At 54.4% G+C, this 21,383-nt stretch carries 22 protein-coding genes; 7 read left to right on the plus strand and 15 right to left on the minus strand.

From position 1 onward, the window contains the following. The first annotated feature begins 96 nt into the window (after window positions 1-96). Window positions 97-1,065 carry a GGDEF domain-containing protein gene (locus AC6I8V_RS18865; protein WP_497843696.1) on the plus strand — a complete coding sequence of 323 codons (969 nt, stop codon included), beginning with the start codon at window positions 97-99 and terminating at the stop codon, window positions 1,063-1,065. Between the two features lie 61 nt (window positions 1,066-1,126). Here the strand turns inward: AC6I8V_RS18865 and AC6I8V_RS18870 are convergent, their stop codons facing one another. Continuing rightward, complete coding sequence (locus tag AC6I8V_RS18870) at window positions 1,127-2,146, minus strand: alpha/beta fold hydrolase (protein ID WP_497843697.1); 1,020 nt, start codon at window positions 2,144-2,146, stop codon at window positions 1,127-1,129. A gap of 340 nt (window positions 2,147-2,486) precedes the next feature. Between AC6I8V_RS18870 and AC6I8V_RS18875 the strand changes: the two genes are divergently transcribed. Beyond that, window positions 2,487-2,978, plus strand: coding sequence for a helix-turn-helix domain-containing protein (locus tag AC6I8V_RS18875; protein ID WP_497843698.1), 492 nt, complete (start codon window positions 2,487-2,489; stop codon window positions 2,976-2,978). Window positions 2,979-3,043: 65 nt separating this feature from the next. On the opposite strand, the gene AC6I8V_RS18880 is transcribed toward AC6I8V_RS18875, so the two are convergent. The 3 genes from AC6I8V_RS18880 to AC6I8V_RS18890 form a co-directional block, all read right to left on the minus strand. Further along, window positions 3,044-3,316 carry a YdgH/BhsA/McbA family protein gene (locus AC6I8V_RS18880; protein WP_497843699.1) on the minus strand — a complete coding sequence of 91 codons (273 nt, stop codon included), beginning with the start codon at window positions 3,314-3,316 and terminating at the stop codon, window positions 3,044-3,046. Window positions 3,317-3,534: 218 nt separating this feature from the next. Further along, window positions 3,535-3,885 (minus strand): hypothetical protein, encoded by a 351-nt coding sequence (locus tag AC6I8V_RS18885; RefSeq protein WP_497843700.1) that lies wholly within the window; start codon window positions 3,883-3,885, stop codon window positions 3,535-3,537. Window positions 3,886-3,946: 61 nt separating this feature from the next. Then, window positions 3,947-5,023, minus strand: a complete 1,077-nt coding sequence (locus AC6I8V_RS18890) for a nickel/cobalt efflux transporter (protein WP_497845887.1) — start codon at window positions 5,021-5,023, stop codon at window positions 3,947-3,949. A gap of 101 nt (window positions 5,024-5,124) precedes the next feature. On the opposite strand from AC6I8V_RS18890, the gene AC6I8V_RS18895 reads away from it, so the two are divergent. Next, on the plus strand, window positions 5,125-5,400 hold the full coding sequence (locus tag AC6I8V_RS18895; RefSeq protein WP_497843701.1) for a metal/formaldehyde-sensitive transcriptional repressor: 276 nt from the start codon (window positions 5,125-5,127) through the stop codon (window positions 5,398-5,400). Between the two features lie 40 nt (window positions 5,401-5,440). Here the strand turns inward: AC6I8V_RS18895 and AC6I8V_RS18900 are convergent, their stop codons facing one another. Genes AC6I8V_RS18900 through AC6I8V_RS18910 form a run of 3 tightly spaced genes read right to left on the minus strand, consistent with a single transcriptional unit; the run spans window position 5,441 to window position 8,347 of the window. Further along, on the minus strand, window positions 5,441-6,751 hold the full coding sequence (locus AC6I8V_RS18900) for an NAD(P)/FAD-dependent oxidoreductase (protein WP_497843702.1): 1,311 nt from the start codon (window positions 6,749-6,751) through the stop codon (window positions 5,441-5,443). A 20-nt stretch (window positions 6,752-6,771) separates the two neighbouring features. Continuing rightward, complete coding sequence (locus AC6I8V_RS18905; RefSeq protein WP_497843703.1) at window positions 6,772-7,194, minus strand: Rid family hydrolase; 423 nt, start codon at window positions 7,192-7,194, stop codon at window positions 6,772-6,774. Window positions 7,195-7,207: 13 nt separating this feature from the next. Then, complete coding sequence (locus tag AC6I8V_RS18910; protein WP_497843704.1) at window positions 7,208-8,347, minus strand: ornithine cyclodeaminase family protein; 1,140 nt, start codon at window positions 8,345-8,347, stop codon at window positions 7,208-7,210. 170 nt (window positions 8,348-8,517) lie between these two features. On the opposite strand from AC6I8V_RS18910, the gene AC6I8V_RS18915 reads away from it, so the two are divergent. Together AC6I8V_RS18915 and AC6I8V_RS18920 are read left to right on the plus strand one after the other, a co-directional pair. Beyond that, window positions 8,518-9,351 carry a helix-turn-helix domain-containing protein gene (locus AC6I8V_RS18915; protein WP_497843705.1) on the plus strand — a complete coding sequence of 278 codons (834 nt, stop codon included), beginning with the start codon at window positions 8,518-8,520 and terminating at the stop codon, window positions 9,349-9,351. Window positions 9,352-9,500: 149 nt separating this feature from the next. Beyond that, window positions 9,501-10,895 carry an APC family permease gene (locus tag AC6I8V_RS18920; protein WP_497843706.1) on the plus strand — a complete coding sequence of 465 codons (1,395 nt, stop codon included), beginning with the start codon at window positions 9,501-9,503 and terminating at the stop codon, window positions 10,893-10,895. 59 nt (window positions 10,896-10,954) lie between these two features. On the opposite strand, the gene AC6I8V_RS18925 is transcribed toward AC6I8V_RS18920, so the two are convergent. The 3 genes from AC6I8V_RS18925 to AC6I8V_RS18935 all read right to left on the minus strand — a co-directional run bounded on the left by AC6I8V_RS18925 (window position 10,955) and on the right by AC6I8V_RS18935 (window position 14,186). Continuing rightward, complete coding sequence (locus AC6I8V_RS18925; RefSeq protein ID WP_497843707.1) at window positions 10,955-11,734, minus strand: DeoR/GlpR family DNA-binding transcription regulator; 780 nt, start codon at window positions 11,732-11,734, stop codon at window positions 10,955-10,957. A 93-nt stretch (window positions 11,735-11,827) separates the two neighbouring features. Beyond that, window positions 11,828-13,168: an aspartate aminotransferase family protein gene (locus tag AC6I8V_RS18930; protein ID WP_497843708.1), complete on the minus strand. Its 1,341-nt coding sequence runs from the start codon at window positions 13,166-13,168 to the stop codon at window positions 11,828-11,830. Further along, on the minus strand, window positions 13,158-14,186 hold the full coding sequence (locus AC6I8V_RS18935) for a phosphotransferase enzyme family protein (RefSeq protein ID WP_497843709.1): 1,029 nt from the start codon (window positions 14,184-14,186) through the stop codon (window positions 13,158-13,160). The genes AC6I8V_RS18930 and AC6I8V_RS18935 overlap by 11 nt, the downstream gene beginning before the upstream one ends. A gap of 447 nt (window positions 14,187-14,633) precedes the next feature. Between AC6I8V_RS18935 and AC6I8V_RS18940 the strand changes: the two genes are divergently transcribed. Continuing rightward, complete coding sequence (locus AC6I8V_RS18940; protein WP_497843710.1) at window positions 14,634-16,097, plus strand: amidase; 1,464 nt, start codon at window positions 14,634-14,636, stop codon at window positions 16,095-16,097. A gap of 30 nt (window positions 16,098-16,127) precedes the next feature. Further along, window positions 16,128-17,396 carry an MFS transporter gene (locus AC6I8V_RS18945; RefSeq protein WP_497843711.1) on the plus strand — a complete coding sequence of 423 codons (1,269 nt, stop codon included), beginning with the start codon at window positions 16,128-16,130 and terminating at the stop codon, window positions 17,394-17,396. Between the two features lie 31 nt (window positions 17,397-17,427). On the opposite strand, the gene AC6I8V_RS18950 is transcribed toward AC6I8V_RS18945, so the two are convergent. The 5 genes from AC6I8V_RS18950 to AC6I8V_RS18970 form a co-directional block, all read right to left on the minus strand. Continuing rightward, on the minus strand, window positions 17,428-17,790 hold the full coding sequence (locus AC6I8V_RS18950) for a PTS fructose transporter subunit IIB (protein WP_497843712.1): 363 nt from the start codon (window positions 17,788-17,790) through the stop codon (window positions 17,428-17,430). A 20-nt stretch (window positions 17,791-17,810) separates the two neighbouring features. Then, window positions 17,811-18,668, minus strand: coding sequence for a helix-turn-helix transcriptional regulator (locus AC6I8V_RS18955; RefSeq protein WP_497843713.1), 858 nt, complete (start codon window positions 18,666-18,668; stop codon window positions 17,811-17,813). Between the two features lie 93 nt (window positions 18,669-18,761). Further along, window positions 18,762-19,712, minus strand: a complete 951-nt coding sequence (gene tal / locus AC6I8V_RS18960; RefSeq protein ID WP_497843714.1) for a transaldolase — start codon at window positions 19,710-19,712, stop codon at window positions 18,762-18,764. 66 nt (window positions 19,713-19,778) lie between these two features. Beyond that, entirely contained in the window at window positions 19,779-20,096 is a 318-nt protein-coding gene (locus AC6I8V_RS18965) for a PTS fructose-like transporter subunit IIB (RefSeq protein WP_497843715.1), read from the minus strand. A 22-nt stretch (window positions 20,097-20,118) separates the two neighbouring features. Beyond that, window positions 20,119-21,372, minus strand: a complete 1,254-nt coding sequence (locus tag AC6I8V_RS18970) for a class II D-tagatose-bisphosphate aldolase non-catalytic subunit (RefSeq protein WP_497843716.1) — start codon at window positions 21,370-21,372, stop codon at window positions 20,119-20,121. Between the last annotated feature and the right edge of the window lie 11 nt (window positions 21,373-21,383).

Consider the following 21,383-nt stretch of genomic DNA (forward strand, 5'->3'; position numbering starts at 1 on the left):
ATCAGCCGCGCCCGTCACGGCTGATAACTGCTTAACTGCCACCCTTGTGGCCCCAACACCAGTAGCAGCACCTGCACATACAAAAAGAGTAACGCGATGAAAGCACCAGCACTGCCCGCGGACGAGTCATATCGTCTGGCCCAGTTACGTGCGCTAAATATTCTGCATACCCCGGCAGAAGAGCGTTTTGATCGTCTGACCCGCCTTGCCCGCCGTTTGTTTGGCGTGCCAGTGGCGATTGTGAGCCTGCTGGAAGAAGATCATCAGTGGTTCAAATCGACGGTGGGTCACTCAGCCGAAACCGCACCGCGTAATACCTCCTTCTGCGGCCATGCCATTCTGCAGGATGATGTGATGGTGGTGGAGAATGCACTGGAAGATGAACGTTTCCACGACAATCCCTTAGTGACCTGCGAGGACCCCATCCGCTTTTATGCGGGCTGTCCGTTACGCACGCCAGCCGGGGCCAAAGTGGGCACCCTGTGCATCGTTGACCACACCGCCCGCGATTTCAATCTGGACGATCGTCACACGCTGCGCGATTTAGCGGCGATGGCTGAAGCCGAACTGGTGGCGTTCCAGATCGCCACTTCCGACGAGCTGACGCAAATCACCAACCGACGGGGTTTTATGACCCTCGGACAGCTGGCGCTGAATGAATGCCTGGTGAGGCAATTACCCGCCAGCCTGACCTTTCTCGACCTGGATCGTTTCAAAGAGATTAACGACACCCTCGGCCATCGGGAAGGCGATCGCGCATTGATGGATTTTGCCGATGCGATGAAGGTGAGCTTTCGCCAGGCCGATCTGTTTGCCCGACTCGGCGGTGATGAGTTTGTGGTGCTGTTCAATGGATTACAGCAGGCCGATGCCGATGGCATCCTGAACCGCTTCGAACAGCGGCTGCAAAAGCAGACGCAGGACCTTAATCGTCGTTACGCGCTGCATTTCTCCTGCGGCATCGTCGAATTTGACCCGCAGCAACCGCAATCGCTGGAGCAACTGCTGGAAGGCAGCGACGAGCGCATGTATGCAGCGAAGAAGTTGCGTAAGCAGGCGCGATAAATCGCGCCGCTGCGGAAGATGCGAAATGTGTCGCGGCGCGCTTTAGCGCGCGGTGTTGATCTTACCGCGCCAGTTCGTCAATTAACGTCTGATTAAACTTCTGCGGCTCCTCCATCTGCGGGGCGTGCCCCATGCCGGGGAACTCAATCAGCCGCGCGCCCGGAATCATCTTCGCCACCTGTTTACCCAGCACATTGTAATGACCAAGCTGCGCCTTCACCGCTGGCGGCGCGATATCGCTGCCAATGGCGGTGGTGTCGGAAGTGCCGATCATCAGCGTGGTCGGTACTTTCAGGTCTTTAAATTCGTAGTACACGGGCTGGGTGAAAATCATGTCGTAGATGAGCGCCGAGTTCCAGGCCACCTTGTTATGACCCGGCCCGCTGTTCAGCCCGGCCAGCATAGCGACCCATTTGTCATATTCCGGTTTCCACTGGCCGACATAATAGGTTTGCTGCTCATACTTCTTAATCCCCGCCGCATTCAGCTTCAGCTCACGCTGATACCACTGATCCACCGAACGCCAGGGCGCACCTTTCGCTTTCCAGTCTTCCAGGCCGATGGGGTTCACCAGCACCAGTTTTTGCGTCTGCTGCGGATACATCAGCGCATAACGCGTGGCCAGCATCCCGCCGGTTGAATGGCCGACAATCACCGCCTGATTGATGCCCAGCTGTTGCAGCAGCTGATGCGTGTTCTGCGCCAGCTGCTGGAAACTGTATTGGTAATTCGCCGGTTTGCTGGAACTACAGAAGCCGATTTGATCCGGTGCCACCACCCGATAACCCTGCTGGCTTAGCGCCTTGATGGTGTCTTCCCAGGTCGCCCCGCAAAAGTTTTTGCCGTGCAGCAGTACCACGGTCTGGCCGTTGGCATGTTGCGTCGGTTTGATATCCATATAGCCCATGCTGAGCGGCTGCTGCTGGGATGAGAAGTTAAAATGTTGCAGCGGATAGGGATACTGGAACCCCTCCAGCTGTTCGCCATAGACAGTGGTCGCTGAGGCCGACGCGCTGCTCATCAGAGCCGCGGCAGAGAGCACCAGCGCCAGTGAAAACTTCACGGGTAAACGTAACGCCATCAGGAGATCTCCTGGTCAGGGAAAAGGATCGAGTTTGGCATGTTACGCGTATCGGCGTATTGATGGGTCGTGCCATCAATAAACATCGCTGATAAATTAGCGAGCAAACGAAGTGCCTGTGGCGAATATCCCGAAGTTATTTTATTTACGTTAACTATTTCGGGTCTGTTTTCGACATTACAACAACAAATAAATAACAAATTACAGCCTATTCTCACGAATGCTCAGAATGTTCTTATAGCAGAAAGATTAAACCGGATATCATTATAAAACTTTACGTTACAGAAGCCCATCGAAGGATAAATTAAATTACACTGTACGCATTGAAATGGAGGGGCTTATGAAAGAGAGAAAGTACAATGAAAGTGTGATTGATTCAGTGACCGATTGGATTGTTGAAAATCTGGACCAGCGTCTGAGCATTGATGATATCGCTCAAAAATCCGGGTATTCAAAATGGTATTTACAGAAACTTTTTGCCCGATGCCATAATGAAACCCTGGCACGTTATATTCGTAAAAAGAAACTGGCCGCCTGTATTGTCGAGTTAAAAAATAGTGATGCGACGATTATCAGCCTGGCGGTAAAATATCATTTTGAAAGCCAGCAATCGTTCACCCGCTCTTTCAAACAGATGATGGGTTGTACGCCGCTTTATTGCCGCAAGCTGCAATTTACCGGTGAAAGAAAACAGAAACTGGCTACCACTGACGATCCCTGCGTACTGTGCCGTCAGGAGTGCCTTGCCACCCGCGTTTGCGAGAACGACGTACGGCCGCCGCCAGCCCATGCTGGCCGATTCCCGGCACGCATTGACTGTGTCATGCAATAACGAAAAAAGCGCGATTATCGCGCTTTTTTTTATGACCTGAAAAAGCCCCTTTCGGGGCTTTATTATTACTTGTAAACCTGGGCTACGGCGTCGAAATTATTGCCATGCTCACGCGCAGCTTCAACCACATAATATTTACCGCCTTTGGCATCTGCCATTTCCGATAGGCGCTCATGCAGCTCTGTCGGAGAACCGATCTCACCACCGGTTTCAGACACGCTAATATTACCCAGCGACTCAAGTTTGAAATGTTTTGCTTCCTGAGCAGAGATATTACTGGCGGCCAGTACCGGAACGCTGGCACCCAACAACAACGCAGACAGAATTAATTTTTTCATTCGCTCATCCTCATTAAGGGTCATCGTATTTTTTCCTGCAACCATTGTCTATTTTACCGTCATCAGACATTGATCTTTTTGAGCGTTAATCAGCAAAACTTAATACTTAGTTTTTACTTCATACTTTGCCGGGAAAGTTTTTTGCGATGGAAAGGAAGACGTGCAGGCGGTAATGAAAGCCACCGGCAACGAACTCACGTTGCCGGTGCAATGAGAAATTAATTATGCAGTTCCTCGCCCGGCAACAGTTTTGCCGACATCAGACGCAGGCAGGCGTTGCGATCCTGGTGCGCCTGCTGCTGCTGTTCCGGTGTCAGCTCCTGCCACACCGTTTGCAGATGCTCGCCCAGGCCACGCTGGAAGTGAATTTTCTGCAACGCGTAATCCGAATTGCTGCCTTCAATGATCTGCTGCATATCCTGCGGCGAGTTGCCACGCCCATCGTGTGTCAGGGTACAGAACATGGCGATGTAATAACCTTTGTCCTCATCGCTGTAGTGCGGCGTGAGCCACCAGACTAAGACGCTGATGATGATCAGCAACGGCAGGAGAAATTTGAGTTTTAACATGGGGCTGGTTACCAGATGGAAGAAAAACGCCGCGATCTTAACAGATGCGCGGCGTTTAGGATCAGCGCAGGATGCCACTCAGCCCGTGATACCCCATATAAATCGCCACCAGCGCGATCAGCGTGCCGGAAAACCACGGCGCGCGCCGGGCCAGCCTGTCCAGTCCCTGCCAGCGCTGGGTCGCCTTCTGCACGCTCAGCGCCGCAGCAACCCCCACGCCAACCAGCGTCAGCGCCAGCCCGATACTGAAGCACACCACCAGCACCGCCCCGAGGCTAAAGGCTTTCACCTGAATACACAGCAGCAGCACGGTGATGGCAGCCGGACAGGGGATCAGGCCGCCGGTTAAGCCGAACAGGATGATCTGTCCGTTGGTCACGTCACGGCTGGCAAACCGTTTTTTGATATCGCTGGCGTGCGCGCGTTCATGCGCATCCTGGAAACCCCCGTCGTTCTCGCCCGGCGCGCGCTGCACTTCGCCCTGCTGCCACGCCACATCGTAGTCATGTGAGTGACCGCGATGACCCAGTGACAGACGCGCATTGAAGGTATGCGGCTGCGGCACCGCCAGCGTGGATTGCAGCACGCCATCCTGCGCGGCGAAGGTGAAAATTTGCGAGAACCCCATTCCGCGCCGCGTCGCCACACTCACTTCATTAGCCTGCCAGGCGGCGCCGTCGAGGGTGCGCAGCTGCCAGCGCCCCTGATGCAACGCCAGCTCGATATGTCCATGACCGGTATCGATCACCTGCGCATCCGTCCGTGCGAAATGCTGATGCTGCTTCCGCTGCCGCTCGCTTTGCCAGGTACGCCAGATCATCCACAGCGCCGTAACCAGAATGATGATGGCGGAAATCAGCTGAAACCACGGCTCGGCGGTAGCGGCGGTAAGTTTCTGGCTGAGATACATCCCACTCAGCGCCACCAGCCAGACAACCAGCGTATGCGACAGCGTGGCAGCCAGACCCAGCATCACCGCCTGCTTCACCGTACCGCGAATTGCCACGATAAATGCCGCCATCATGGTTTTCGAGTGGCCCGGCTCCAGCCCATGGAGCGCGCCGAGCAGAATTGCGCTGGGAATGAACAGCCAGGCGCTGGAGGTGCTCTGGCTCAGCAATGCGGCAAAATCGGTCATCATTCTTCTCATTGAAATAAAAAACGGCAGCGCAGATGCAATTGCTGTGGAACGCAAATATACTATACCCCAGTATAGTAATGATCAATGGACGAAACGCGATGTCTCATACGCATACCGATCAAAAGAAACTGCTGGCGCGCGTGCGCCGCATCAAAGGCCAGACCGAGTCGCTGGAGAAAGCGCTGGTCTCAGGGGAAGAGTGCGTGAAGGTGTTGCAGCAGGTGGCGGCAGTGCGCGGAGCGATTAACGGGCTGATGAGCGAGTTACTGGAAGGCCATATTCGTGAACATCTGATGAACCCACAAGCCAGCGAGCAGGAACGTAACACGGATATGGAGCAGATTATTTCAGTTATCCGTAGTTATATGAAATAGCGGCCAGGGTCGGCATTAATGCCGGCCCAGGCATACACCGCTATACCCGCGTCTGAACATCGAAACGATCGAACCGATATGGCGTGGGATCGATCAGCGGCGCATGGTCGGAAACCAGATCGGCGGCCAGCTGCCCGGCCGCGGGCGACGTGCCGAAACCGTGACCGGAAAAACCGGTCGCCAGCGTCAGCCCCGGCAGCGATCCGACCCGACCGATCACCGGGTTGGAATCCGGCGTCACATCAATCACCCCGGCCCACGCCTGCGCCATTTCGGCTTGCTCAAACACCGGCCAGGCCGCACGCAGGTTGCGCATGGCATCCTGATTCAGCGCCGGATTGGCGGCGGGATCGAGGGTGCGGATGCGCTCGAACGGCGTGCGGCGGTCGCCACGCCAGCGTCGGGCCAGCGCCAGATCGTTGATAAAATATTTGCCGAGCGAGATACGCAGGTTGTCGCGCGCATGGCGCAGCTGCGGCAGAAAGCGCGTGCCAATCAGCAGATGATCGAGCGTCAGCGGCGCATCCAGCTTGCCTCGCTGGGTGATGATAAAACCGCCGTCCCGGTGTTTGCGGAACGAGAAGTCCGGCGCGCCCACGGCGATGTCAGTCGGGCCATCCAGCGGTTTGGTGCGCATTACCGAGCAAATCAGCGGCAGCGTCGGCAGCGCAATACCGAGATTGCCGAGAAAGCGTCGGGACCAGGCCCCGGCCGCCAGCAACACCTGATCGCAGCGGATTTCACCGCGTTCGGTGATCACGCCACTCACCCTGCCGTCACAGGTTTCCAGCGTCCGTACCGCGCACTGCTCCACAATGATCGCGCCTTTGGCGATTGCGGCTCTGGCAATGGCGCTGGCAGCCAGCGTGGGTTCCGCCCGGCCATCGGAGGCGGTGAAAATGCCGCCCGCCCAGTTGCCCTGCCCGCCCGGTACGCGCGCGGCGATCTCCGCTTTACTCAACAGCTTTGCATCCAGATCCAGCGGGGCAACCGCCTTCATCCAGCTCTCGTGCAGCGCCATTTGCGCCGCGTTACGGGCGATAAACATAATGCCCGCCTGCCGATACCCCACGTCGCTGCCAACGCGCGCCGCCATCCCCGCCCACAGGCGGTCGGCCGCCTGCGCCAGGGGAATGTCCTCGGCAGCGCGGCTGGTTTTGCGGATCCAGCCCAGATTGCGCGACGACTGCTCGCCCGCGATGCGGCCTTTTTCCAGCACCACCACCGGGATGTTGCGCTCCGCCAGCGTCAGCGCCGCGGTTAAACCGACAATGCCGCCGCCAATAATCACCACCGTGGTTTTATCAGGAAACCCGGTGGCGGTGTTTACAGGGGTAATTTCCGGTGCCATAACCCGCCTCCTGCTGCGCTTTACAGCGCAACGGTGATTTCCTGAACATCAGCCTGACCCGCCCCACGATACGCCGTGACTTCCAGCTCCACCTTGTAGACGGTGGAACCGAGCGGCGGGCAGGTTACGGTGGTGGCCGGGTTGATGCCGCGAAACTTGTCGCCGATGATCGCCATAACCGTCGCCACATCGTCCGGCTCCTGAATAAACACCCGCGAAAACACCACATCTTTCAGCGAAGCATCGATGGCGGCCAGCGCCGCTTCGATATTGGCGAACACCTGCAAGGTCTGTTCCGTCACATCGGCCGGAATCTCTTTGGTGTGCGGATTGCGCCCGGCGGTGTTGGAGACATAAATCCAGTTATCCAGCGCGACAATGCGTGAATAGCTGCCCATCTCTTCAAATTTCGAGCCGGTTTTGACTTTAATAATGTTGGTCATGAGGATTCCTTAATTAGCTGAGTACCGGGGTTTCCCACAGGTTTAATTTCACGCCGATGCCTTTTTCGATGGCATTGCGGTACAGCACCGTGCCCCAGGCAACATCTTCCACCGGCATCCCGCCCACCGACATGATGATGATCTCCTCATCATTGAGGCGGCCGGGAGCATCACCGGCGACGATTTTGCCAATGTCTTCCAGCTGCTCTGCCTGCAACGCGCCTTCGGCGAGCATGTCCATAAAACGCACGCCAATCACCGGAATGGTTTGGTGCGCAGGCTTCGGCACCTCTTCAAACCACGCGTGATAAAGGCCGGTGTTATCCAGCACTTTGCGCACGTCGCCCTGTTCCATCCCGGCGTCGATGTTGCAGGCCGCAGGCATGGCGAGGAAGGCGCCCGCTTTGACCCATTCACGTTTCACCAGCGGATAACTGTCCGGGTCACCCACTTCGCCGGAGCTGCAATAGGTGACGATATCTGCATCGCGCACCACCGCTTCCAGCGTGTCGACAATGTCGATGCGTTTGATTTGCGGGTACGTTTCCTGCACCCAGGTAATGAAGTTATCCAGGCTGCGCTGGCCGCGCGCTTTCACTTTGATGGTGTCGATCAGCGGGCAGACGGCGATAAACGCCGCCACGGCGGTTTTGCCCATCACGCCTGGCCCCAGCAGACCAATCACGCGGGAATCCTTACGGGCCAGATGGCGTGCGCCGACGCCAGGTACCGCGCCGGTGCGATAGGCCGACAGCAGGTTGGCCGACATATGCGCCAGCGGCGCGCCGGTATCGGCATCGTTAAGGGTGAACATCAGAATCGAGCGCGGCAGCCCTTTGTCGCGGTTAGCAATGTTCGAGCCGTACCACTTCACCCCGGCGGTGCCGAAGCGGCCGCCAAGGTAGGCGGGCATCGCCATTAAGCGGCGGTCGGCGGTCGGTTTCGGCATGGTGGGAAACGGCGAGTTTTCCGGGAAAGTCACCATCGCGCCGTGCGAATCGTTATTGGCTCCAGCCATGCGGTAGTCGCCCTGGTACAGCAGGCCGAACATCTCCTCCATGGTATTTACGCAGGCCAGCATGTCGGTGACGCCTGCGCGGATCATGTCCTGCTCCGACAGGTAGATAAAATCAATCCGGGTTGAATCAGTCATGGTTCATTACCTTCTCAGTCATGGTGCGTATTCCCGCCGATGTCCGGCGTGCAGGTGGATGCATGTAGAAATACGTGACTGCGATGGGGCTGTATTGAATATTTGCGACATGGGCGTGGCACAGGGTTTGCATGATTCGCTTATCCAGTTCAGCCGTAGCGGAGCGCGCGATGTCCGAAATTCCTGTTTATCGTCATGGCGGCAGCTTTCACCCGGAGCAGCCGTGGTTCGTGCTGAACGCGGCGCAGCATTACTCGGTGATCGCCTCAGAAAATCCGGCGATTTCACACTTTTACAGCTTCGACGTCGCGCAATCGGCGGGTATGACGCTGGCGGTGCCGGATGGCTGCGTCGATATCGTCTTTGATTGCGATCCGCTCAACCCAAAAGGACGCGTATGCGGTACCACGCTGGAAGCGCGCGGCGCGGATATGTTGCATAACCATCATTACTTCGGCGTGCGTTTCGCGCCGGGCGTCATTCCCGATTTTCTTGATGTGATGGCAGAGGAGATCCCCGACCATGAATTCAGCTTTCTTGATGTGGTACCTGATGCCCGACTGGCGTTTGAGCAAATTGTGCAAAGCACCAGCTTTTCACAGCAAATTTCGCTATTTAACGCCCACTTCACGCCACGGCTGGTGCGCAAAGCCTCATCGGTAACCGCCCTGATTATTCGCGCGATGGTGCAGCAGAAAGGCAATATCCGCGTCGATCAGCTGGAAGCGCTGACCGGCTACACCTGCCGCACCATTCAGCGTCAGTTTCGCCAGGACACCGGCCTGTCACCCAAGGCCTTTAGCCGCATTCTGCGCTGCCAGTCGGCGCTGAGTAGCATCCATGTGCAGGGCGCCATCTCTTTTAGCGATCTGGCGTTTGATCTCGGTTTTAGCGACCAGTCCCACTTTCTGCGCGAGTTTAAGAAGTTCGTCAGCACCACGCCCTGCGACTATCAGCGCCGCATTGCGCATGATGCGCTGTTCCATCGCCTGCGTTATCACTGAGCACCAAAACGGTGCAGCTCTGCACCCTGGTGCTGTCCGATTTTTTCTATCCGGCATCGCCGCCACTGAGAAATGATGCAGTGAAGTTACCTGCCTCAGGCAACGCAGATTGCCTGAGAAATTTCACTCTCTCCATAAAGGCGCTGGCGATGAACAACGATTCCGGTTTACGCAAAAATACGTTGGGCTTGTTTTCTCTGGTCTTTTTTGTGGTCGCCGCGGCATCGCCCTTAACCGGCGTGGTTGGCGGCCTGCCGGTGGCGATTATCTCCGGCAACGGCGGCGGCATTCCTGTGTTCTATATCCTGTCATGCATCATTTTGATGTTGTTTGCGGTGGGCTTTATCGCCATGAGCCGCCACGTCAATAATGCTGGCGCGTTTTACACCTATATCTCCACCGGGCTGGGCGAAAACTGGGGGGCATCCGCCTCGGTGCTGGCGCTGATGGCTTACTTCTCCATCCAGATTGCGATTGTCGCCATGCTCGGCTTTTTCTCCCAGCTGTTCTTTGAAGAGCATCTCGCCGTGCATATTCCCTGGTGGGCGCTCAGCATGTTGTTCGCGGTGATTGCCTGGGTGCTCGGCATTAAACGGGTGGAGGTGGGCGGCAAACTGCTGGGCGTACTGATGCTGGCTGAGGTCGGTATCGTGCTGCTGACCGATGTCATGCTGCTGGTGAAAAAGAGCGGCCCCTATACCTTCCAGTCGTTTGAACCGGCGGTGTTTATGCAGGGCAACCTCGGTATCGCCTTCATCTTTACCATCGCTGCGTTTATCGGCTTTGAATCCACGGCGATTTACGCTGAGGAGTGCCGTGACCCGCAGAAGACCGTGCCGCGCGCCACTATTTGCGCCCTGCTGCTGATTACCGCGTTTTTCTGCTTCACCAGCTGGTCATTGGTGCAGGCGTACGGCTTCGATGAGATTGTCGCCATCGCCAGCAAAGATCCGGGGAATTTTGTCTTCAACATTACCCGCCAGTATGTCGGCCAGTGGGCGGTGGATACCATGTCGGTGCTGCTGATCACCAGCCTGTTTGCCGCGACCCTGGCCTTCCACAACAACATCTCGCGCTACATCTTTAGCATCAGCCGTGATGGTTTGATCTGGAAAGAGTTGTGCAAAACCCATCCCACCAACGGCACGCCGCATAACGCCAGCCATGTGCACAGCGTAATCCTGCTGATGCTGCTGGCTGGCATGGGCAGCGCCGGGCTGGACCCGATGGTGCATATCTTTGCCATCGGCTCGGCGGTCGCCACCTTGTGTATCCTGATTCTGCAACTGGGGGTGTCCGCCGCAGTGGTGATGTTCTTCCGCCGCGTTGCCACCGACGATAGCCGCTTACAGGTGTTCTGGGCGCCGCTGCTGTCGATAGTCTGCATGTCCATCACCATCATTCTGGTGGTGAATAACCTGCAATCGCTGAGCGGCAGCGACTCCAGCGTGGTGAAGATGATTCCGTGGGTTATCGCCGCGTGCGCGCTGGGGGGTTATGGCATGTCGCTGAAGCGTGGGATGAAAATGGCAGCAGGGAAGTGACAAAGTCGCCGGGGATATTCCCCCCGTGATGTTCGGGGGGAAGCGCCGCAACGGTGAGATCAGCTATGCACAACCGGATTGCATATATATACCTTCACTTTTTCCTTCGCTAACGCATGTGAAAAATGCTCAGGCGGCAGGGCATCGGTAATCAGGGCATCAACACGCGGCCAGGCCGCGTAATTATAGGGAAACGCCAGTTCGAATTTAGAATGGTCAGCGACAACAACGGTTTTATTCGCTTGCTGGATCATCGCGTTATATACCGTTCCGCAATCAATTAGCGCCTCGCTGGGACCGGTAGTGGAGAGTCCACTGGCACCTAAAATAGCGTAATCAGCCGTAAACTGGCGCAGAAAAAGTAACGTCTGCGCCCCGGTCATCGCCCCTTCGGAAGCAAGGTATTCTCCGGGGGCGACAATCACCCGGATGGTCGGATTTAGCGATAACACTGTCGCGACACCAAAGGAATGGGTTACCACCGTAATATCGCGCAGGTCACTGGCGATACGTCGGGCGATATGCACGGTTGTCGCGCCTGAACCGATCATAAACAGCTTGCCATCCTGGATATGTTTCACCGTTTCACGCGCAATATGTTCGCGTTCTTCGGTGAAAAGCTGATGGCGCTCGGTTACGGTCGGCTCGGTATTCATGGCCCGTACCGCACCGCCATAAGTGCGGTTCAGCAACCCTTTTTCAGTCAGTTCATCGAGGTCGCGCCGGATAGTTTCTGTTGAAACCTGATGCGAGCGCGCCATGTCAGCGATGCGCAACGTTGGCAGCGCTTCCAGCTCTTGCAAAATTTTTTGCTGACGTAACTCTTTTCTTTTCGACATAACTGGCTGATCAACTCTTTATGAGACGTTCTGCTGAATGGGTCCGGTGGCCGGACCGGGAGTATATCACCAGACAACCGGATGCGGGTTTTCTTACCCACGCAAGCGGCGCAGCACCCTCATCAACTTGTCTAAGAAAAAATCGGCATCATCGGCACTAAAACATAATGGCGAACGAATTTTCAGGCAGTCGCCATAAGCCCCCGCCGCCCCAATTAAGACCCCTTCCTGCCTCAGTTCGTTAATGACACTGCGTGTCAGCTGGGTGGCGGGTTGTCCATTTTCCAGATCGGTAAATTCAACGGCATTAAATAATCCGGCACCACGGATGTCAGCCACCGCAGCAAACTCAGTGGCAATATTCCGTAATCCCTGCCGCAGATACTCACCGTTAATTCGGGCGTTATCTAATAGCGCCTCGTCTTTAATCACCTGTAAGACACTCATCCCCACGGCCGCCGCCACAGGATTGCCGCCAAAGGTATTGAAGTACTCCGCATCCTGGCTGAACCTTGCCAGTATGGCCGGGCGTGTGATGACCGCAGACATCGGATAACCGTTCCCCATCGGTTTGCCCAGGGTGACAATGTCCGGCTCAATACCGTGACGCTGGAAGCACCAGTAATCTGACCCCGTTCGGCCGAATCCCGGCTGCACCTCATCAGCGATAAACAGCCCTCCCTGCCGTTGAACAACCCCGACAGCGCCCGCAAGAAAACCAGTGGGATCGGCGTAGACGCCATCACTGGAAAATATGGTGTCCACCATCAGGGCAGCACAGCCAAAACCGGCTTCATCCAGTGACGAAACGGCCAGCCGGACGTCCTGGGTGAATTTGTCCGCTAACGTCTGCCCTGGCAGCAGGGAACGGACATCGGGTGCCGGTATCGTCCTGACATAAGGCGGAAGCCTCTGCTGCTTATGCCCGGAGGGTGAAACCTCCATCACCGCCGTCGTGTTGCCGTGGTAGGCATTCTCAGTGACGATAATCCCCTGTTTTCCGCTCACCATCCGCGCCATTCGCAAAGCAATGTCATTGCTTTCACTGCCTGTGCAGGTGAAGACCACGTTTGAGAGATAAGCAGGAAATGTCGCCAGTAAGGCTTCCGAATAATTCTCCAGTACCGAAAACAGATATCGCGTATTGGTATTTAAAGCCCCAGCCTGTTGCGCCATCGCCTCGACGACGCGCGGATGGCAGTGGCCGACGCTGGGAACGTTGTTGTACATATCGAGATAACGATTGCCATTCACATCGGTCATCCAGCAGCCGCGTGCGCTGACCATTTCAATCGGCTGCTGATAAAACAGCACCGAGGAGACGCCCTGGGTGTGCTGACGGCGCGCGATATGGGCCAGCAGCGGCTCATCCGTCTGCTGGCTGGCGTCAAACTCGAAACGGTTAAGGCCAAGAATCGGTTTTTTAGCGGTCATAGCAGGCGTCCTGTAAGTTCTCAACGTTAACCAGCTGGTTATTCAGGTATTTCTGCGCCAGCATCAGCGTCTTCTCGCCCCAGCCAGCCTTCAGTTGTTGTGCGGTGGGGGTTTCAGCATGACTGGCAATCCAGGCCGTCAGTTGCAGACGACGCAGCATCACCAGCACCGGCAGCATTTCTTCGTCGCCCGAGGAGAAATCACGCACCGTCCGGTAGCCTGCGACCCAGGCGCGACAGTAATCACTCAGGCGCGGGTCATCCTCGATAAAGCTCACTGCGGTGGCAAAATCCCAGCCAAACCAACAGATCCCGCAGTCATCAAAATCGATAACGGTCAGCTTATCGCCCTCAATCAACAGGTTGGCTAACCGCATGTCACAATGGACCAGGCCGTAGCGATCTGCGGCAGTGCCATAGGCTGCGAGCTTGTTGCTGATGTCCTCTTCAACCTGCGTCAGCAAGGCCATTTCACTGACCGTGAAAGGGTGTTGCGCACGCCAGCTGCCCCAAAAGCTCTGCGGGCCAATGATGGTATCGAAGCACCAGGTTTTACGGGTGAAACTCACGGGTCGACGCCATTCCTGACTATGTCGATGCAGATGGCCCGCCGTTTCTCCAAGCCGCTGATACCAGTGACGCAAATCCACCGCATTACCCGGCTCACAGCCTGCGACAAATTCAAACGCGACCACCCAGGTTGACGACTCCCCGTCTCGCAGCTCAGCAATATGTTCACCATTCAGCATGGGTACAGAGGCCGCAACGTTGATATCCCCCTGCTCTTTCACGGCATGGAGCCAGGCCAGCTCGGCGCTGATCTCCTGCGGCGTGCTGTAACCAGGTCGGTGCACACGCAGGATCAGCTGGCGTGCTGTAACCGCATCCTGCGCCATAAATGTGGCGTTCTCTGAGAACGTTAACAGCGTCAGCGCGGCGGTGTCCGTCATCCCCCATTGCGGAAGCAGCGGCATAAGACCCGCCTGAAGACGTTCCAGATAAGCATTGTTATAAACCATGACTTTCCCCATTTTGATGCAAGTACAACATTTTTATGTTGTGGTTTGTTTTTTTTCAAGCTCCTTTTGACGAAAACCGTAAATCGCCCATCAGGGAAGCCTGCGCAGAGGAAACCACAGCAAAAAAATTCACAACAAAACTAAATTAATCATACAGATAACTCACTTTCATAAACCGGATATGTTTTTACCTTCCCGGTCATGCACTTAAAAAGAGCATGATGCCGAGAGGCGGCTGACAGGCAGAAGATAAAATGCGGATAAATAAATTCAATACGATGAATTTATTATAAAAAAACACAGGCGAATCGCACCGGTTTGGTGCCCCATCGGTGAGCAATCAGAAAGCCACTGACTTTCCACATTTAAATGTTGAGTATGCAACATTTTTATGGCTATTCTTGAGTAACAGACCGGCCATGAATATGAATTCAGACAGGGGAGCTTATGTGCGATGAAGTGAATATTTTATTGCTGAATGCTTATGACCTTTCAGCAATGATTAAAAATAAACAAATTTCCTGCCGCAGGGTGATGGAGATTTATCTGGACCATATCGACAACACGAATCCCCTGGTCAACGCTATCGTCAGCCTGCGTGACAGAAATTCATTATTAAAAGAAGCAGATGAAAAAGATCAGCAATTGCTGAATGGCGAATATCAGGGCTGGTTACATGGATTTCCTTTTGCCATTAAAGATCTGGCGCTAACGAAAGGCATCACCACCACGCTCGGTTCTGCGGCTTTTGCCGATCATATTCCGGCAAAAGACTCGCTGATCGTCGAGAGAATCAAATCTCAGGGCGCCATTATTATTGGCAAAACTAACACGCCAGAATTCGGGCTGGGGTCGCAAACCTATAACAGCGTATTTGGCACCACCGCCAACGCCTGGAACCATACCCTGACGGCCGGTGGCAGCAGTGGCGGAACCGCATCTGCCCTCGCCATGTACATGCTGCCTGTTGCTGATGGCAGCGATATGATGGGGTCGTTGCGTAATCCCGCCGCATTTAACAATATTTATGGCTTTCGCCCCTCTCAGGGACGTGTCCCGCTGAGCGAAACCAGCGAACTTTTTTTCAATCAAATGGCGTGCGAAGGCCCCATGGGCCGCTGCGTGCAGGATGTCGCTCTGCTGCTCTCCACGCTGGCGGGCAGAGATAATCGCGCCCCGCTGTCAATGAATGGCGATGGGTCGGAATTTACTGCCGCACTGGAATCAGACTGCCGTGGCCTGAAAGTGGGCTGGCTCGGCGACCTTAATGGTCATTTACCGCTTGAAGCGGGCATCCTGCCGCTGTGCAGCCGCGCCCTGAGCGTCCTCTCTTCACTCGGATGCCATGTCACCAATGCCACGCTGGAGGCGGATTTGTCCGCCGTCTGGCAAGCCTGGTGCCATTTAAGACAAGCCTCGGTTGCCCATGCTTTATCTCCTCTTTATTCAGATAGCGAAAAGAGAAAATGGCTAAAGCCGGAAGCGATCTGGGAAATTGAAAACGGTCTGGCGCTTAGCGCCACGCAATTACTGCACGCCTCGTCGGTCAGAACCGGCTTTTACCGCGCCATGCTGGCTCTGTTCGACGAGTTTGACTACCTGGTTTTACCTGCAACCCAGGTGTTCCCCTTCGATAAATCCCTCCACTGGCCCAGCCAGATCGCGGGAAAAACCATGGATACCTACCATCGCTGGATGGAAGTCACTATCTACGGCAGCTTAACAGGCTGCCCGGTCGCCAGCGTGCCTGCTGGATTTAATGAAGCGGGGCTGCCTGCTGGCGTTCAGATAATTGGAAAACCTCAGTGCGATATGGATGTTCTCCGGCTTGCTTATGCATATGAAGGTGCATGGCAAGGAAAATTAAGCAAATTGCCGCCCACCATTCAATTCAGCGCGTGTGTCGGTTAATTCATTCAGATTATTAAGCAGGGGTTCAACATGGCTAATCGTAAAAAGATTATCGCCGGGACAATTGGCAACGTCCTGGAATGGTATGACTTCCTTATTTATGGTTTCTTTGCTGCCGTTATTGCACGCGAATTTTTTCCTTCCGCCAATGAATACAGCTCATTGATGATTTCCCTCGCCACCTTTGGCGTTGGCTTCTTTACCCGTCCAATTGGCGGGATCTTAATCGGTATGTTTGCAGACAAATATGGCCGTAAACAGGCGCTGCAATTAATTATCTGGATTATGTTCGCCGCAGTATTTATTTTCGTGGTAACGCCTTCTTATCAGCAGATAGGTATCGCCGCGCCGGTGCTTTTGATCATTGCCCGTTTGTTGCAGGGGTTTGCGACGGGCGGCGAATATGCCAGCTCTACCTCGTATCTGGTTGAAGGTTCAGACGAAAGCAAACGCACCTATTATGGCTCCTGGCAATTATTCGGACAGTGTTTTGCCGTTATTTTGGCGTCACTGATCTCCGGATTAATTTTCAAACTCCCTGAAGGCAGCGTTGATAGTTGGGGATGGCGCGTCGCGTTTGCAGTGGGACTGGTGATCTGCCCGGTGGGTATCTGGATCCGTAATAACCTGGTTGAATCGGAAGAATTTACCACGGTAAAAAAAGCAGAAACCAAACTTCCGGCTGCTCGCCGCTTTGACGTGAAGAATATCCTGAAAGGCTTCGGATTGGTGGTCAGCGGTACCGTCAGTTTTTACGTGCTGCTCATCAATATGCCTGGTTTTGCCAGTAAACAACTCGCAATGCCGATCGGCACCGTACTCAATATTCAGATTGCCGTGGTGGTGATGATGGCGGTTCTGATTCCGTTACTGGGCATGTTGGGCGACAAAATTGGCAGAAAACGCCTGTTTATTGCCTCAACCCTGGCGTATTTTGTGCTGGTTATGCCGCTGTTTAAATGGCTGGTGAGTAGCGCAGATCCCAGTAATCTGTTCGTGATGCAGCTGATTCTGGGGATTTGTCTGGCGGGTCAGTTCGCCACCATGCCTACCATGCTGACGCTGCTGTTTCCGGTGGAAAGCCGGGTTACCTCGCTCTCCATCAGCTACAACCTGGCAACCATGACTTTTGGTGGATTCTCGCCCTTTATCGTCACCTGGCTGTCGCACACATGGGGCGTTGTTGCGCCGGGATATTACATGTTCGCCGTGTCAGCAATCAGTCTGACGGCTGCCGTCTTTTTCCCAAGAGATCAAAAGAGTGTGAAAATGTCGGTATCGGGTCAGTTAGCCGATTAATATGCAGGCGGGTGATGGATATCGGGCTGGATCAGATATCCATCACTTTGCCTTTCGGCTGATGCAGGATCTTTTTAATCGCCGCCAGCAGTTCGGCGGGTTTGAGCAGTAGCGAGCTGATACGCACATTAATCACCCGACAGCCGTCAAAGCGGGCGAAATCGTCGATGGTAATATCGGAGGCGAGGATCGCCAGGTCAGCCAGCGCGAGATCTTTTTCGGTAATTTTATTTTTAATACCCAGTACCCCCTGGGTTTCGATTTTAATCGCCAGATGATGATCTTTGGCAATTCTTTCCAGCTGTTCGGCCGCCATATAGGTATGGGCAACTCCCGTGGCGCATGCAGTAACGGCTACGATAGTGATCTTATGTTCGGTTTTTACCTGTGACATAGCGCCTCCGTGAGAACCTGTTAAACCGGGTTAATTTCCTTATTTCTTCTTCTGTACTCAAGCGGAGTACAATCATTTATCTCCCTGAATACCTTGCAGAAATAGTTGGTGTCCGTAAAACCGCAACGCTCTGAAACTTCGTTAATTTTCAGCAAGGTACTGGTCAGCAGCGTACGGGAACGCGATATGCGGGTGGCTTTTAAATATTCGTTAAACTTCACTTCCGCATCTTTTGAAAACAGGCGAGATAAATATCCGGGGGAGATATTAAAAACGCTGGCAACGCTTTCCCGACTGATGTCCTTATGAAAGTTATGGCTAATATAAAGTTTAATTTCGTCAATCAACGTCACCTGACTTTTCTTCTCCCGTGAAACATCCGAGAGTTGATAAGCAATATCGCTGAGCAGAGCGTAGATAATATGGGAAAAGGTCTCGCCGGTTTTATCCTGCGCCCACGCCAGCGACTCCGCCAGTTCCAGCAGCGTATCGCGCACCGTGCTGCTGGTATTTTGCAGGGTAAATTTATCCACTTCTTTAAACTGGTTGCCGTCCCAGTTGATGATGCTAAACCCGATATCCTGCTTCCAGAACACAATCGATAGCGAAATAACCGGGGCGGACCACTGCGGGAAATTCCAGCCGTTGGCCGGAATGTAGGTAATGGTGCCTACCGGACGATCGAATTTCACGATACGTTCGTCGCCCTTCGGGATCAGCATACTAAACACACCTTTGACCGTCAGCTCGATGCGCGGCACATGCAGATGATACGCCATCGCCGGCGGCTGGGCGTTGCCGTTCGCCACCAGAACGGAATCAGCGCTGCTGCACAGGTTATTGAATTCGCTGAGTATCGACTGTATGAATGCACTCATTATTGGCCCGCATACGCATCAAAGAGGGACAGGATCGTAGCAACGTTATCCAGGCTAAACAATGCGTTACTCACCCCTTTCCGCGCCTTCCTGCTAAAGATGCTGGCTGAGCAGCGCTTCAAGGTTGTTCTGGTCTGCCGCGAACAGACGAATCCCCTCCGCCAGTTTCTCTACCGCCATCGCATCCTGATTGTGCGACCAGTAGAACCCGGCTTCACTCAGCGCTGCCGGTCGGGCCTGAACCGGGCCGTCGTAACGCAGCGCCGCCGGGATCGCGCCCTCGCTGTTTTTGAGCTTATCCAGCAGCTGCGGAGAAACCGTCAGGCGGTCGCAGCCGTTCAGTGCCAGCACCTGTTGCGTGGTACGGAAACTCGCGCCCATCACCACCGTCTGGTAATCGTGCATCTTATAAAACTGGTAAATCTTGCGTACCGACTCCACGCCAGGATCGTTGCTGGCGTCGTAAACGACGTCAGGATTTTTCTGGCGATACCAGTCATAAATGCGTCCGACAAACGGCGAAATCAGAAACACGCCCGCATCCGCGCAGGCGCGCGCCTGGGCAAAGGAGAACAGCAGCGTCAGGTTGCATTTAATCCCCTCGCGCTCCAGCACTTCCGCCGCGCGAATGCCCTGCCAGGTCGCAGCCAGTTTAATCAGCACCCGCTGTTTATCGACGCCCTTTTCCTGATAGAGCGCGATAATTTCCCGTGCTTTGGCAATGCTGGCCTCGCTATCAAATGACAGCCGCGCATCCACCTCGGTGGAAATACGCCCCGGAATCTGTTGCAGAATCAGCGCCCCGATGCTGACAGCCAGATAATCGGCGATCCCGCTCAGCAGTGTCTCCTGGTTACCCTGACGCGATTGCACCGCCGTGACGGCCTCCGCCACCAATGGTTGATATTGCGGCAATTGCGCCGCTTTATAAATCAGTGATGGATTGGTCGTCGCATCTTCAGGTTGATAAGCAATAATACTGTCGATATCGCCGCTATCGGCGACAATAGTGGTAGCCTGCTTTAATTGTTCAAGCTGGTTCATAAGATTACCTGTTAACTATCGGAACAGAATTAAAATAACAAGAAGGGGCCCGCTTCTGGTTATGGATTAATTTACACCAAGATTTTCCGCGATTTTCTGCATAATTTTATCTGCATGTCGGACCGCCGCATTGGCGCCTACACGCACGATTCTTTTACTGGAAAATCGGCTTTCATTTTTAATGGTGACATCATTGGTCAGAATAACCATATCGGCGTTATTAATATCGACCGCAGAGAGTTCATTTTCAACACCCGTCGCGCCCTGCGTTTCGACTTTAATTTCCCAACCTTTCTTTTTCGCGGCAATTAATAACGATTCCGCAGCCATATAAGTATGTGCCACGCCTGTCGGGCAGGCGGTTACTGCGACCAGAATAGTCATGATATTTAACCTTATGGCAAGATTATTTTGCGGCGGCAACGCGTGAAGTCAGTCCTGGCATATTAAAGCACTCGGCTTCATTCTGAATGCCGTCTTTAATTTTATTCACCACGTAACGCTCAGGTTCTACGCCGAATGATTTAAGATTGGCGAACATCTTTTGCATCTCTTTAACCACATCCGGTTTTTCGTAATTATAATGCCCGCTGAGTTCGAGAATTTCTTTTAGCAGCGCGGGGTCGCTAAAGATTTGCTCCTCAGATTTATTTTTGTGTTCATCCGTCATCCATTTTTCCCATTTATGGCTGATGACACATTCGCGGGTCAGAACATTTTTCAAATCGGAGGCTGATTTAATAAAGCCCTTCGCCGCCAGATCCTGCTCCACTTCACTCAGCTTCAGGTAAGCACGGGTTTCCCAGGTGCCGTAAGCCGGTGCCACGTTCATCGCGGTAATCCCCAGCCCCGGATGTTTCAGCAGAATCTCGTCCGGCAGGTAGTCGCCGTTGTGCTCCTTCAGACCAACGCCGTAGCGGGTGCTGATGGCGGACAGCTCGGCAGACTGGCTGTCATTAAAGTGGCCGACGTTACGGGTCAGGCGCGTCAGCGTACCGGTCTGACCAACGATAAACAGCGGCTGCGGCAGCCCCTCGTTACGCAGACGTTGACTCAGCTCGACGATAAAACCTTCATAGGCGCTGACATCCGTCAGGCCGCCGTTGGTCTCTTCCGTACCCACTTCGTAGAAGAACTCTTTCAGGTTGTGCTGCTTACGATAATCTTCGCAGAAGCGGATCAGTTCGACGGTGCGGCTCAGCACCAGTTCGATATCGATCACTTTACCCACCACGTACGGGTCTTTCGTCGGATCGATATGCAGCAGGTCAAAGCCGGCATCCATATCCACGGTATAGGAGCGACGCGCCAGCGCCATCGCTTCGGCTTCCGGGATATGATCTTTACGCTCTTTATCGCGCTGCCACGGGCCGCCGTGGTCACGGCAGAGGAAATAGTCGCCGTCGAAGCCCACTTTTTCCGCCATCGCTTTCAGGTCTGCCGCGAAGCGGAACTGATCCCAGTTATTCACATAACCCGCGCCAAATTCATCGGCATCCACCTGGTTGCGGCTGGCGATAAACATCAGCGGCAGATCTTTCTCTTTCCCCAGTTCAAAACAGGCCTGGATCAGCGCGGGCGACATGGGTCCGATACCCAGCATGGTTGATTTGCCGCCTTTGACGATGTAATCGACATATTGTTTCAGTGTGTTTTTCATACTAACTCCTG

The organism is Pantoea sp. X-Soil-TKNS-1207 (assembly GCF_059730485.1).